The sequence below is a fragment of the Leifsonia sp. RCC_180 genome (genome assembly GCF_058138205.1).
Map to the genome: position 1 here is coordinate 1,521,425 of NZ_CP200340.1, position 12,626 is coordinate 1,534,050.

Consider the following 12,626-nt stretch of genomic DNA (forward strand, 5'->3'; position numbering starts at 1 on the left):
GAGGCGCTAGGCGAGGAGGCGCGCGAGGGTCGCGCGCGACTCAGCATCTTCGGGGCGGTCGCGCACGGTGATCGCGGCCTTCCACAAGGCCCACCCGCGCGCTCGCGACCAGGTCGCCTCGTCGAGGCCGACGGTCTCGCGGAACCCGTCGCGGGCGGCGCCGTCGAACATCGTCCACGCGGGCACCAGGTCGCACGCGGGGTCGCCCACGCCCGAGGTGCCGAAGTCGATCACCGCCGACAGCCGTCCGTCGGTGGTGAGCAGGTTGCCGGGCGCCACATCCCCGTGGAACCAGACCGGCGGCCCCTCCCAGCGCGACGCCGTCGCCTCGTGCCAGAGTCCGCGGGCACGGTCCGCGTCGGAGCCGAGCAGCGCGAACGCGGCGAGCGCCTCCTCGCCGTAGACCTCCGGCGGGGCGCCACGGAAGAAGTTGTGCGTCCCCGGTCTCGGACCGCCCTCCGCCGGGACGGACCGCAGCGCCACCAGGAATCGCCCGATCGCCGAGGCGAGCACAGCATCCTGCGACACATCGCCCAGCAGCACCACCGGCCGCCCCGGGAGCCACCGGTAGACAGACCAGGGCAGCGGATACTCGGCGGTCGGCGCACCCTCTGCCACCGGCTCCGGGATGGGCAGCGGCAGCAGCGGCGCGAGGCGCGGCAGCCAGCGCTGCTCCTTCGCCACCTGCTCCCGGTACCCCGCTGCGCTCGGCAGCCGGACGCTCAGCTCGTCGCCGAGCCGGAACGTGCGGTTGTCCCACCCGTCGTGCTGCACCGTCCGGATCGGCAACCCGCGCCATTGCGGGAACTGCGCATCCACCAGCCGACGGACCAGCCCCGCGTCGATCTGCGGACGCAGTTCGCTCGCGTCATTTCCGGACATAGCGCAGCAGCAGCGTGTCGTCTCCCGTCAGCGTGTGCGCCAGCCGCAGCGCTTCCGGGACGATCGGCGCCGCCCCCGTGGCGATGCGCGACGACGTCCCGCCCTCCAGCCGTGGGCTGATGGTCAGGCACAACTCGTCGACGGCACGCGCGGCGATCAGGTCGGCGAACAGGTGCGGACCCCCTTCGCAGTGGATGCGCGTCAGCCCGCGCTCGTGCAGCACCGCAAGCCCGCGCTCAGCCTGCACCCGCTCGCGTCCGCACACGACCACATCGGCCACCTCGGACAGCGCCTCACGCGCCTCCGGACGCGACAGCTCGGTGGTCAGCACGATCGGCCGCTCGGGCGCCTCCTCGAAGATGGAGCTGCGCGGGTCAAGGTCGAGTCCGGCAGAGACGATGGCGAAGACGGGATGCGCCGTCATCCCGGCCACGCTCCGCACCCGGGCAGACGCCGGGGCGACCCTCATCGCGCCGTAGCCTTCCGCGCGGACGGTCCCAGCGCCGACCAGCACCACGTCGCAGAGGCGGCGCAGCAGCTCGAACACGCGGCTGTCCACGTCGCTGGAGAGCCCGCCGGAGAGTCCCTGATGCGTGGCGGCGCCATCCACGCTGCTGACGAAGTTGACGCGCAGCCATGGCTCGCCGGCGCCCTCCTGGTACAGCGCGGTGATGTCGTCGTCGCTGAGCTCGGTCTGCGACGGCAGCGGCGATAGCCGGTGGATGGCCGGTTCAGTCATTCACGTCTCCCATGTTGTGGCGGAGGTAGGCGGGTTCGCGGAGGCCCAGTACTGCCTCGGTCATCCGGACGGCGGCGACCGAGGCGCGCACGTCGTGCATCCGCACGACCCTGGCGCCGTTGACGATGCTGATGACGGCGGCCGCGAGCGAGCCCTCCAGCCGTTCGGCCCGCGGAGCGTCGAGCGTCTCCCCGATGAAGTCCTTGTTGGAGACGGCGGCAAGCGCGGGGAACCCGAGGTCGGCGATCTCGGCGAACCGGCGCGTCAGCTCCAGCGAGTGGAGGGTGTTCTTGTTGAGGTCGTGGCCCGGGTCGACGATGATGCGCTCCTCGGGGACGCCGGCGGCCATCGCGCGCTCCACCCGGTCGAGCAGGAACGCGGACACCTCCGCGACCACGTCGTCGTAGTGCGGGCGTGGGAACGGGCGGCGCGGCTCGGCCAGGCTGTGGGTGATGACGAGGGTCGCCTCGCTGTCGGCGACGACCGGCGCGAGGTCCGGGTCGCGGAGCCCGGTCGTGTCGTTGATCACGGTCGCGCCGGCGGCGATCGCCTCGCGCGCCACCGTGGAGTGGAAGGTGTCCACCGAGATCACCACGTCCGACCCCGCTCGCAGCGCCTTCACGACGGGGACGACGCGCTCCACCTCCTCCTCGACCGGCACCGGCTCGCCCGGCGCGAAGGGCGCTCCGCCGATGTCGACCCAGTCGGCGCCCAGCGCAACGGCCTCGAAGCAGGCGTCGACCGCGCGGTCGAACGCGTACGTGCGCCCCTGGTCGAAGAAGGAGTCCGGAGTGCGGTTCACGACGGCCATGACGGCCACCTGCCGCGAGAAGTCGAAGGTTCGTGCGCCGATCCGCCGGACGGGGATGCGCAGCGGCGGCAGGTAGGGCACCGCCCGGCGCGCGTCAGAGGGCGGCAAGGTCGACGCTCTCGTCGGCGAGACGCTGCGCATCCACCCGGTCGCCTGAGCGGATGAGGCGCTGGATGTCGTCCTGCACGTCCCACACATTCACGTTCATGCCCGCGACGACGCGGTCGTTCCGCAGCCAGAACGCGATGAACTCGCGCGACTCGGTGTCGCCGCGGTACACCACCTGTGCGCCAGCGGCGAGCGGCACGTAGCCCGAGTACTCCATCCCCAGATCGTATTGGTCGGTGTAGAAGTACGGGATGTCGTCGTACGACGCGCGCTCCCCGAGGATCGCATGGGCGGCCACCTTGCCGGTCGCTATCGCGTTCGCCCAGTGCTCGCTGCGCAGATGGCGGCCGATGGCCGGAAGGAAGGGGTTGGCGACGTCGCCCACGGCATAGACGTCGTCGATGCTGGTCCGCATCCCCTTGTCGGTGAGGACGCCGTCGGCGAGACGCAGGCCGGACCGCTCGGCGACCTGCGTGTTGGGCACCGCGCCGACGCCGGCGATCACCACGTCGGCCGGGATGCGCTCCCCCGTCGTGAGCACGACCGCCTGCTCCTCGCCGCCGTCCACGCCGACGACGCCCGCGCCGTTGCGGAAGTCCACACCGTTGTCGCGGTGCAGCCGCTCGAACACGCCGCCGAGCTCGCGCCCGATCGCCCCGCTGAGCGGCACGGCCGAGTGCCCGATCACCGTCACGTCGTTGCCGTACCCACGGGTCGCCGCGGCCACCTCCAGGCCGATCCAGCCGGAGCCGACGACGACCACCCTCCTGCCGCCGACCTCGATGGCCGAGCGCAGCCACGCCGAGTCCTCGCGGGTGCGCAGTGTGAACACGGCGCCGTGGCCGCTGCCGGGAACGCCGAGGGGACGCGCGGTCGCTCCGGTCGCCAGCACCAGACTGTCGTAGGTGATCCGCCCGGCGTCCGACACGAAGAGCTCGTGCGCGCCGGGTTCGAACGATCCGGCCTCGACGCCTGGCACGAATTCGACCGCATTGTCCGTGTACCAGTCGGCGGGATGCACGTCTGCCTGCTCGATCCCGCCCTCGCCCTTCAGATACTCCTTGGACAGCGGCGGCCGGATGTACGGGTGGTGCTCCTCGGCGCCGAGCAGCAGGATGCGGCCCTCGAAACCATGCTCGCGCAACTCGGTCGCGACGGTCGCTCCGGCGAGGCCGGCGCCTGCGATGACGACGGTGGGATTCGACATGACTTCAGCATCCACTCTTCACACGGACGGCGCCAGACCCGCGCACTCACCACACACCGACGGCTCACAGGTAAGACCCAGCCGACGCGCAGAGAATGTCTGCATGAACGCAGGACCCCGCATTCTCATCGTCGACGACGAGCCGAACATCCGCGACCTCCTCACCACCAGCCTCCGCTTCGCCGGGTTCGCCGTGCGCGCGGTCGGCAACGGGGCCCAGGCGATCTCCGCGGTCCTCGAAGAGGAGCCCGACCTGATCATCCTCGACGTCATGCTGCCCGACATGAACGGGTTCGGCGTCACCAAGCGCCTCCGCGGCGCCGGCTACACGGCCCCGATCCTCTTCCTCACGGCGAAGGACGACACGGAGGACAAGATCACCGGCCTGACGGTCGGCGGCGACGACTACGTGACCAAGCCGTTCAGCCTCGACGAGATCGTCGCCCGCATCAAGGCCATCCTGCGCCGCACGATGCAGGCCGACGAAGACGCGGTCATCCGCGCCGGCGAGCTGACCATGGATCAGGACACGCACGAGGTGTTCGTCGGCGACACTCCGATCGAGCTGAGCCCGACCGAGTTCAAGCTCCTGCGCTACCTCATGCTGAACCCCAACCGCGTGCTGTCGAAGGCGCAGATCCTCGACCACGTGTGGGAGTACGACTTCAACGGCGACGCCGGCATCGTCGAGTCCTACATCTCCTACCTGCGCCGCAAGGTGGATGCGCACTCCAGCGAGCCGCTCATCCAGACCAAGCGCGGCTTCGGGTACATGCTGAAGGCCGCCAAGGCCTGAGATGCCGGGCCGGGCGGTGCGCGATGAGGTAGACGCGTCGCGCACATCCCCGGCACAGCATCCCCTGCATAGACTGACGGCCTGATGCACTCACGCCTGCTCGACCGCTGGAACGCGATCTCCCTGCGCACGAAGATCACGGGCGTGACCGTGCTCATGCTGACCCTCGGCCTGCTCGTCACGGGCATCGGCACGATGTCGATGCTGAAACCGGTGCTGCTCGACCAGCTGGATGCGCAACTCTCGGCCGCCTCGGGCGCCTCGTACCTGAACACGTACCTGTTCAAGTCGACCGCTGACCAGGACCAGATCGCCACCGACGCCAGCCCGTCGGACTACTTCGCCGCGCTGTACGACAGCAACGGCAAGCTGGTAGCGAAGAACTGGACGAACATCCCGTACGCGCACCGGCCCGACATCCCGAAGAGCCTCACGCTCTCCGAGGCCAAGGCGATGCCCGCCGGCGGGTTCACGCTGCACAGCAACGACGGCCGCACGACCTACCGGGCTCTGACGACGACGCAGACGTTCGAGGGCACCGGCGAGCTCGCCACAGCGCTCGTCGCGACCACGACGTCCCAGATCGACACGGTGATGGCGAGCTTCCTCGCGATCTTCCTCGGCTTCGGCGTGATCGTCATCATCGTGGGCGCCGGACTCACGCGGATGCTCGTGACCACCACGTTCTCGCCGCTGCGCGAAGTGGAGCAGACCGCCGCCGCCATCGCCGACGGCGACTTCAGCCAGCGCCTCGGCGGCGCCACGCCCAACACCGAGGTCGGGCGCCTCAACCGCTCGCTCAACACGATGCTGAACCGCATCGACCGCGCCTTCAGCGACCGTGCGCGCACGATCGACCAGATGCGGCGCTTCGTCGGCGACGCCTCACACGAACTGCGGACGCCCCTGGTGTCGCTGCGCGGCTACGCGGAGCTGTACCGGATGGGCGCACTGCAGACGCCGGAAGACGTCACTCAGGCGATGGATCGCATCGAGAAGGAAGCGATCCGGATGGGCATCCTCGTGGAGGACCTGCTCGAGCTCGCCCGCCTCGACGAGACGAAGCCCCTCGACGTGCGCCGCGTCGACCTGGTGAAGATCGCGCAGGATGCGGCGATGGATGCGATGGCCGGCTCCCCCGGGCGCGTGGTCAGCGTCCTCCTCCCGACACCCGTCGTGCCCGAATTCGAGGACGACGAGGAGCCCGGACTAGACACCGTCCCGATGACGGTGCCGGACTCTGCCGCGCGGGCGGCGAACACGACGGGACCGATCTCGTTCGCGGGGAGCGCTCTGGCGCGCCTGCGCCGCGGCCGCGGCCGTCGCGCCACGACCGACGCGCTGCCGATCGCGACAGGCGAGAAGATCGTGCTGGCCCAGCCGGCGCCGACGGAGCCCGCGATTGTGCTCGCGGAGGAGAACAAGCTCCGCCAGGTCGTCACCAACCTCGTCGGGAACGCCCTGCGGTACACGCCGGAAGGCACGCCCATCGAGATCGCCGTGCAGCTCGACCACCGCACCCAGCGGGCCGTCATCGAGGTGCGCGACCACGGCGAGGGCATCCCGCCGCAGATCCGCGAGAAGATCTTCCAGCGCTTCTGGCGCGCCGACACGTCCCGTGCCCGCGAGACCGGCGGGAGCGGACTAGGCCTCGCGATCGTGTCGTCCATCGTCGCGGCGCACAACGGCACTGTCGACGTCGTCGACACGGAGGGCGGCGGGGCGACGTTCCGCGTGTCGCTCCCGCTGGCGGACTCGCCGGCAGCGCCCAAGCCGCTCACGCCGTAGCTCACGCCGTAGCGGCCTCCCGCAGCAGGGTCGCCGAGCGGCGCACGTCCTCGACCATGGAGCGCTCGGGGGTCAGCTCGTCGGGATGCCACAGTTCGAGGCCGAGCCAGCCGTCGTAGCCGGAGTCCACCGCCGCACGCACGATCGCGGCGATGTCGAGGTCGCCCTCGCCGAGGTCCTCGGTGGGGACGCGGCCCCGCATGTTCCGGAAGTGGAAGGCGAACACCCGCTCGGGATGTTCGCGCACCCAGGCGAGCGGGTCGTGCCCGGCGAACCACGCCCATCCCGTGTCGACGCACAGCCCGACGGACGCGTCGGCGTGCCGCAGCACCGAGTCGAGGTCGAGCTGCGCCTCGTCGAACGTGTGGGCGTGATTGTGCAGCGAGACCCGCAGGCCCAGCGGGGCGGCGAGGGCCGCGACCCGAGAGAGGTTCTCGCCTTGGCGGCGTGCGCCGTCGCTGGTCTTGGCGACGGGATGGTCCCAGTCGGCCTGGTCGGCGTTGAGGATGAGGTCGGTGCCTCCTGCCGCAGCCAGACGCTCAGCGACGGGCCGGACGGTGTGGTCGCTGTCGAGCTGCTCCCACGGTAGGTGCAGCGGCAGTCCGATGTACGACGAGGAGACGGCGAGGCCGAGGCGCCGCGCCACCGCGACCTTGTGCGGCTCGGGGTCGGTCTCCACCGCATCCACGCCGGACTCGGCGCAGGCGCCGTAGAGCGCCTCCCAGTCCCACTCGACGCCGTCGCGGGCGAAGCGCTCCATCCAGCCGTACAGGGCGGTCGTGACGCCGCGGATCACGCGACAGTCCGCGCGGTCTGCGTCGCCTGCGTGGTCTGCGTGCCGAACGCGATGCTGGCGGGTTCCCCGGTCTCCGCGACCTCATAGAGCGCGCGCACGGTGCGGAACGCATCCACCGCCTCCCGCCCCAGCAGCGCCCTGCCGGGCCGCCCGCGGACCGCGTCCACGAAGTGCTTCAGCGGGTAGTCGAAGATCGTGAAGGGTGCTCGCGGCTCCGGGTCGACCACCCGCTCGACGGGGCCGTCCCCCTCATCGGTGCGCAGGATGACGTCGGCCTCGGAGTCGAACGGAGCCCAGCGGACCGATCCCCGGGTGCCCTCGAGCTCGGCGCGGAAGATCTCCTCGCCGTGCGTGCCCGACGCGCGCTGGAAGTCGACCAGCAGGTCGCCCGCGGCGCGATGGAGCACGAGGGATGCCGCCGCGGCGGTCTCGACGTCGAAGACGGTGTCGGTCGGGTCGGCGCTGGTCACCGGACGCGACGTGGTCGCCGCGGTGACCGAGATCCGGTCGGGCGCGAAGAGGTCGGTGAGGGTCGCGAGGTCGTAGGGTCCCCAGTCCATCAGCACGCCGCCTCCGCTCTTCGACCGGTCGAGGAACCAGCGGCTCGCCGGCTGGTACTCGATGCCCGAGCGGCTGCGCGCCCACTTGTTGACCCAGCTGAGGTGGGTGAGCTCGCCGAGCACTCCTGAATTCAGGACGCGCTTCACGGGCTCGGTGTGCGGCAGGCCGCGGAAGCGGACGCTGCAGCACCCCAGCAGGCGACCGGCGGCCTCGGCCGCGTCGAGCATCCGCTCGGCCTCGTCGGTGGACATCGCGAGCGGCTTCTCGCAGAGGACGTGGCGGCCGGAGGCGAACGCCTGCAGCGCGGGCTCCAGGTGCGCGAACGGCGGGGTGGCGACGATGACGATGTCGTCGTCGAGGGCGGGCTCCGCGAGCATCGCGGCCGTGTCGGGGTAGCGCGGGATGTCGGGATACGCCTCGCCGAAGTCGGCCAGCATGGCGGCGCTCACGTCGGCGACGCGGAACTCGATCGGTTCGTCGAGCTTGGCCGCGGCCTCCACGTGCGTGCGGGCGATGACTCCCGCTCCGACCAGGTACACCCTCATTGGACCCTCGCTCTCCGTCGCGCTTCGTGTGGTGTGGGAACGTTACCACACCACCAGCGGCCCCATGGATGCTGACAGGCACAGACGCGAAGAGGGCGCCTCCCGTATGGGAGACGCCCTCTTGACGTGGTTCGGACTTAGAAGTCCATGCCCGCACCCGGGTCGCCCACGGGCGCCGGGTTCTTCTCGGGCTTGTCGGCGACGACGGCCTCGGTGGTGAGGAACAGCCCGGCGATCGACGCAGCGTTCTGCAGCGCCGAGCGGGTGACCTTCACCGGGTCGTTGATGCCGGCGGCCAGCATGTCGACGTACTCACCGGTCGCGGCGTTCAGGCCGTGGCCGACAGGCAGGTTGCGGACCTTCTCGACGACGACGCCGGCCTCGAGGCCCGCGTTGATCGCGATCTGCTTCAGCGGAGCCTCGATGGCGACCTTGACGATGTTGGCGCCAGTGGCCTCGTCACCGGTCAGCTCCAGCTTCTCGAACGCGGTCTTGCCGGCCTGGATGAGGGCCACGCCACCACCGGCGACGATGCCCTCTTCGACGGCAGCCTTCGCGTTGCGAACGGCGTCCTCGATGCGGTGCTTGCGCTCCTTGAGCTCGACCTCGGTTGCGGCACCCGCCTTGATGACGGCGACGCCGCCGGCGAGCTTGGCGAGGCGCTCCTGCAGCTTCTCGCGGTCGTAGTCCGAGTCGGTCGACTCGATCTCGTTGCGGATCTGCTGCACGCGGCCGGCGATGGCCTCGGAGTCACCGGTGCCCTCGACGATCGTGGTCTCGTCCTTGGTGATGACGACCTTGCGGGCCTGGCCGAGCAGGTCGAGGGTGACGTTCTCGAGCTTGAGACCGACCTCCTCGGAGATGACCTGGCCGCCGGTGAGGATCGCGATGTCCTGCAGCATGGCCTTGCGGCGGTCGCCGAAGCCCGGAGCCTTGACGGCGACGGACTTGAAGATGCCGCGGATCTTGTTGACGATCAGGGTCGCCAGGGCCTCGCCGTCGACGTCCTCAGCGATGATGAGGAGCGGCTTGCCGGCCTGGATCACCTTGTCGACGATCGGCAGGAGGTCCTTGATGTTGCTGATCTTCTGGTTGGCGATGAGGATGTACGGGTCCTCGAACACCGCCTCCTGGCGGTCCTGGTCGGTGACGAAGTACTGCGACAGGAAGCCCTTGTCGAAGCGCATGCCCTCGGTCAGCTCGAGCTCGGTGCCGAAGGTGTTCGACTCCTCGACGGTGACGACGCCCTCCTTGCCGACCTTGTCGATCGCCTCGGCGATGATCTCGCCGATGGTGGTGTCGCCGGCGGAGATGGACGCGGTTGCCGCGATCTCTTCCTTGGTCTCGACCTCCTTGGCGGAGGCGACCAGCTCGGCGGTGACGGCCGCGACGGCCTTCTCGATGCCGCGCTTCAGCGTGATCGGGTCGGCGCCGGCGGCGACGTTGCGAAGGCCTTCCTTGACGAGGGCCTGAGCGAGGACGGTCGCGGTGGTGGTGCCGTCACCTGCGACGTCGTCGGTCTTCTTGGCGACCTCCTTGACGAGCTCCGCGCCGATCTTCTCGTACGGGTCGTCGAGCTCGATCTCCTTCGCGATGGAGACGCCGTCGTTGGTGATGGTCGGGGCGCCCCACTTCTTCTCGAGCACGACGTTACGACCGCGCGGGCCCAGCGTCACCTTGACCGTGTCGGCCAGGGTGTTCAGGCCGCGCTCGAGGCCGCGACGCGCGTCCTCGTTGAAAGCAATGATCTTTGCCATGTGTTTCTCGTCCCTCCCGGACGTCTGCGAAAGATTCCGTTTATTAGCACTCGATCAGATGGAGTGCTAAAGCGATTCTGGCACTCGACGTGGTGGAGTGCAAGGCGACTCTGCGACCCGCGAACGCCGGGGGAACGGCGAAGCGCCGCCCCCGACGGGGACGGCGCTCGCGCACTCGATGTATCGCTGTTGCTCAGGCCAGCCGTACCGACTCGGCCTGCGGGCCCTTTTGCCCGGAGCCGACCTCGAACACGACCTGCTGGCCCTCTTCGAGAACCTTGTATCCCGCCATGTCAATCGCGGAGTAATGAACGAAAACGTCCTGTCCCCCACCCTCGACGGTGATGAAGCCGTAGCCCTTCTCAGCGTTGAACCACTTCACGGTCCCGTTCGCCATGCATTACTCCCATTGCTGTGTCGCTCGCGCGATCCATCGCCGCACGTTGACTCCCGATCCTAATGCTTGCAATGGCCCCGGATGCCAGTGTTTTTCTGAATCGATCACGAAATGAAGCGAAACTTAAACACGACTGAAACAAAGCCGGATGCGCGCCGTCAGCTCCCGGTCAGCCCTGGTAGTTCGCGCCGACGACGACCGTGATATCGGCACCGGTGTCGTCGAACGCGGTGCTCTGCTGGATGGTCGCCCCGGGAAGCGACTGGACGACGCCCAGCGCCGCGGCCTGGTTGGCCGGGTTGCCGTAGTAGACGATGGTCGTCGCGAGGTCTGTGCGGTCGGCGTTCGCGAGCGCCGCCACCTTCCAGCCCGCGGCGGTCAGCTTGTCGCCGACGGTCTGCGCCAGGCCCTCCGTCGCCGTGCCGTTGAGCACGTTGACGTTGAGCGCGGGATTCACGGTCGGGACGATGGTCGGCGTGGGTGTGGGGGTCGGCGTCGGCGTCCGGCTGGCCGAGGAGGACGGCCCGTGGAACGAAATGTTGCCGTTGATCACGGACAGGCCGAAGATGCCGGCGCCCACGAGGACGACGGTCGCGAGCGCCGCCCAGCCGACCGCGATCCAGGCTCGGCCGCGGGGACGGGGGGCCCGGTGTGCGCCGACGCGCTTCAGGTCGTCCGGGATCTCGTCGAACCGGTCGCGGGGGAACTTCTCTGCCATCAGGGGGTGTGGTCCTTGGGGGTCAGTCGCCGGACGGAAGGGTCCGTGCGTGTCGTGCGGCCAGCCGCGCCTCGCGCAGCCGCAACAGCCTCTTGACGAGCATGGGGTCGTGGCGGAGCGCGGCGGGACGGTCGATGAGCGCGCCGAGCAATTGATAGTACCGAGCCGCGGAGAGACCGAACTCCTCGCGGATGGCCTGCTCCTTCGCTCCGGCGTGCCGCCACCACTGGCGTTCGAAGGCGAGGATCGCGGCATCCCGATCGCTCAGCGCGTCCGCCGCCGGAGGGTCCTGCTCGGCGGTGGGCCGTTCGTCGGCTGACCGGGTCACGCACACCGCCTTTCCCTCGTGGCGAACGCCAAGCGGCCGGCATGCCGGTCGAGCTCCGCGCTCGCGGATCATCCTAGGGCGCGGGTGCTGTGTGTTGGCCGTTTCGCAGCGGCACGTCGCAGGACGAAACAGGGAACAGACGCACGACCACGCCCGTTTAGTCTGGAGACGACGAAAGGGAGAGGTATGTCACAGAACGACACGGCCCAGGACGGCTACACCGTCGCGAAGAGCGAGAACGAGTGGCGCGAGGAGCTCAGCCCCGAGCAGTACGCGGTTCTCCGCGAGGCCGCGACCGAGCGTCCATGGACCGGCGAGCTGCTCGACGAGGGCCGTGCCGGCCTCTACACCTGTGCGGCGTGCGGCGCGGAACTGTTCAAGTCCGGCACCAAGTTCGACTCGGGGTGCGGGTGGCCGAGCTTCTACGAGTCCGTGCGGCCGGAGGCGGTCCAGCTCATCGAGGACACGAGCCTCGGCATGGTGCGCACCGAGGTGCGCTGCGCCTCCTGCGGCTCCCACCTGGGGCACGTCTTCCCGGACGGCTTCGGCACGCCCACCGGCGACCGCTACTGCATGAACTCGATCTCCCTCAACTTCACGCCGGAGGCCTGATGGCCGACGGCGGGGTGGCGGCCGACCTCGTCGATCGCGTCGCCGCGCGGCGGTCGTTCTCGCGGGTGACCCCTGATGCGCCCAGCCACGAGGAGCTGCTGCCGCTGGTCGCGGCGGCCGGACGTGTCGCCGATCACAGCGCGCTGCATCCGTGGCGCATCATCGAGCTGCGCGGCGACGCGCGGTTGCGGCTCGGGCAGGCCTTCGTGACGGATGCGAAGGCGAGCGGATCGGACGCCGAGAAGCTGGCTGCGAAGCCGCTGCGCTCCTCCCTTCTGCTGGCGATCGTCGCGGTGCGGTCGAAGAGCGAGAAGGTTCCCGGCTGGGAGCAGGACGCGGTCGCGTCCGGCGTTGCGCACATCCTGAGCCTGCTGCTGCACGACGCCGGCTGGGGTGTGATGTGGCGCACGGGTCATCACACGCGCTCGAAGGCGGTGCACCGCATGCACGGTCTGGCCAAGAACGAGCGGCTGCTCGGGTGGCTCTATGTGGGCGGCATCCCCGCCGACAGTAAAGAGGGACACCGGAAGGCGCTCGATCCCGAGCGGTTCCTGACGACGCTGGAGTGAGCGGGACGCCGT

At 69.8% G+C, this 12,626-nt stretch carries 14 protein-coding genes; 4 read left to right on the plus strand and 10 right to left on the minus strand.

Features of this window, described 5'->3' with window-relative positions:
- Positions 1-6: 6 nt before the first annotated feature.
- From AB7E03_RS07490 to AB7E03_RS07505, 4 genes are read right to left on the minus strand one after another with little or no spacing between them, the layout of a single operon-like run.
- Positions 7-882, minus strand: a complete 876-nt coding sequence (locus AB7E03_RS07490; protein WP_489940650.1) for an aminoglycoside phosphotransferase family protein — start codon at positions 880-882, stop codon at positions 7-9.
- Positions 869-1,621, minus strand: a complete 753-nt coding sequence (locus AB7E03_RS07495) for a pyrimidine reductase family protein (protein WP_489940652.1) — start codon at positions 1,619-1,621, stop codon at positions 869-871. Before AB7E03_RS07495 ends, AB7E03_RS07490 begins: the two co-directional genes overlap by 14 nt.
- The gene (gene folP, locus AB7E03_RS07500; protein ID WP_489940654.1) at positions 1,614-2,573 is read right to left on the minus strand and encodes a dihydropteroate synthase; all 960 of its coding nucleotides are present in this window, start codon (positions 2,571-2,573) and stop codon (positions 1,614-1,616) included. The genes AB7E03_RS07495 and folP overlap by 8 nt, the downstream gene beginning before the upstream one ends.
- Positions 2,527-3,747, minus strand: coding sequence for an NAD(P)/FAD-dependent oxidoreductase (locus tag AB7E03_RS07505; protein ID WP_489940656.1), 1,221 nt, complete (start codon positions 3,745-3,747; stop codon positions 2,527-2,529). Before AB7E03_RS07505 ends, folP begins: the two co-directional genes overlap by 47 nt.
- 103 nt (positions 3,748-3,850) lie before the next feature.
- Between AB7E03_RS07505 and AB7E03_RS07510 the strand changes: the two genes are divergently transcribed.
- A complete protein-coding gene (locus tag AB7E03_RS07510; RefSeq protein WP_018191755.1) occupies positions 3,851-4,543 on the plus strand; it encodes a response regulator transcription factor in 693 nt (230 codons plus the stop codon).
- An 84-nt stretch (positions 4,544-4,627) separates the two neighbouring features.
- On the plus strand, positions 4,628-6,331 hold the full coding sequence (locus AB7E03_RS07515) for a sensor histidine kinase (protein ID WP_489940659.1): 1,704 nt from the start codon (positions 4,628-4,630) through the stop codon (positions 6,329-6,331).
- A 1-nt stretch (position 6,332) separates the two neighbouring features.
- On the opposite strand, the gene AB7E03_RS07520 is transcribed toward AB7E03_RS07515, so the two are convergent.
- The 6 genes from AB7E03_RS07520 to AB7E03_RS07545 all read right to left on the minus strand — a co-directional run bounded on the left by AB7E03_RS07520 (position 6,333) and on the right by AB7E03_RS07545 (position 11,439).
- Positions 6,333-7,127 (minus strand): sugar phosphate isomerase/epimerase family protein, encoded by a 795-nt coding sequence (locus AB7E03_RS07520; RefSeq protein WP_489940661.1) that lies wholly within the window; start codon positions 7,125-7,127, stop codon positions 6,333-6,335.
- Entirely contained in the window at positions 7,124-8,233 is a 1,110-nt protein-coding gene (locus tag AB7E03_RS07525) for a Gfo/Idh/MocA family protein (RefSeq protein ID WP_489940663.1), read from the minus strand. The genes AB7E03_RS07520 and AB7E03_RS07525 overlap by 4 nt, the downstream gene beginning before the upstream one ends.
- A gap of 137 nt (positions 8,234-8,370) precedes the next feature.
- Positions 8,371-9,990, minus strand: a complete 1,620-nt coding sequence (gene groL / locus AB7E03_RS07530) for a chaperonin GroEL (protein WP_441781533.1) — start codon at positions 9,988-9,990, stop codon at positions 8,371-8,373.
- Positions 9,991-10,183: 193 nt separating this feature from the next.
- Complete coding sequence (locus AB7E03_RS07535; RefSeq protein WP_115695343.1) at positions 10,184-10,387, minus strand: cold-shock protein; 204 nt, start codon at positions 10,385-10,387, stop codon at positions 10,184-10,186.
- 169 nt (positions 10,388-10,556) lie between these two features.
- Positions 10,557-11,105 carry a LytR C-terminal domain-containing protein gene (locus AB7E03_RS07540; RefSeq protein WP_489940666.1) on the minus strand — a complete coding sequence of 183 codons (549 nt, stop codon included), beginning with the start codon at positions 11,103-11,105 and terminating at the stop codon, positions 10,557-10,559.
- Positions 11,106-11,127: 22 nt separating this feature from the next.
- Positions 11,128-11,439 carry a DUF3263 domain-containing protein gene (locus AB7E03_RS07545; RefSeq protein WP_489940668.1) on the minus strand — a complete coding sequence of 104 codons (312 nt, stop codon included), beginning with the start codon at positions 11,437-11,439 and terminating at the stop codon, positions 11,128-11,130.
- Between the two features lie 180 nt (positions 11,440-11,619).
- Between AB7E03_RS07545 and msrB the strand changes: the two genes are divergently transcribed.
- The gene (msrB, locus tag AB7E03_RS07550) at positions 11,620-12,045 is read left to right on the plus strand and encodes a peptide-methionine (R)-S-oxide reductase MsrB (protein ID WP_441781530.1); all 426 of its coding nucleotides are present in this window, start codon (positions 11,620-11,622) and stop codon (positions 12,043-12,045) included.
- Positions 12,045-12,614 carry a nitroreductase family protein gene (locus AB7E03_RS07555; protein WP_489940670.1) on the plus strand — a complete coding sequence of 190 codons (570 nt, stop codon included), beginning with the start codon at positions 12,045-12,047 and terminating at the stop codon, positions 12,612-12,614. Before msrB ends, AB7E03_RS07555 begins: the two co-directional genes overlap by 1 nt.
- Positions 12,615-12,626: the final 12 nt, after the last annotated feature.

Bases quoted from the DNA above. Each gene is read 5' to 3' on its own strand.
- AB7E03_RS07490 (WP_489940650.1), bottom strand. From the start codon at position 882: ATGTCCGGAAATGACGCGAGCGAACTGCGTCCGCAGATCGACGCGGGG.
- AB7E03_RS07495 (WP_489940652.1), bottom strand. From the start codon at position 1,621: ATGACTGAACCGGCCATCCACCGGCTATCGCCGCTGCCGTCGCAGACC.
- folP (WP_489940654.1), bottom strand. From the start codon at position 2,573: ATGCGCAGCGTCTCGCCGACGAGAGCGTCGACCTTGCCGCCCTCTGAC.
- AB7E03_RS07505 (WP_489940656.1), bottom strand. From the start codon at position 3,747: ATGTCGAATCCCACCGTCGTCATCGCAGGCGCCGGCCTCGCCGGAGCG.
- AB7E03_RS07510 (WP_018191755.1), top strand. From the start codon at position 3,851: ATGAACGCAGGACCCCGCATTCTCATCGTCGACGACGAGCCGAACATC.
- AB7E03_RS07515 (WP_489940659.1), top strand. From the start codon at position 4,628: ATGCACTCACGCCTGCTCGACCGCTGGAACGCGATCTCCCTGCGCACG.
- AB7E03_RS07525 (WP_489940663.1), bottom strand. From the start codon at position 8,233: ATGAGGGTGTACCTGGTCGGAGCGGGAGTCATCGCCCGCACGCACGTG.
- groL (WP_441781533.1), bottom strand. From the start codon at position 9,990: ATGGCAAAGATCATTGCTTTCAACGAGGACGCGCGTCGCGGCCTCGAG.
- AB7E03_RS07535 (WP_115695343.1), bottom strand. From the start codon at position 10,387: ATGGCGAACGGGACCGTGAAGTGGTTCAACGCTGAGAAGGGCTACGGC.
- AB7E03_RS07540 (WP_489940666.1), bottom strand. From the start codon at position 11,105: ATGGCAGAGAAGTTCCCCCGCGACCGGTTCGACGAGATCCCGGACGAC.
- msrB (WP_441781530.1), top strand. From the start codon at position 11,620: ATGTCACAGAACGACACGGCCCAGGACGGCTACACCGTCGCGAAGAGC.
- AB7E03_RS07555 (WP_489940670.1), top strand. From the start codon at position 12,045: ATGGCCGACGGCGGGGTGGCGGCCGACCTCGTCGATCGCGTCGCCGCG.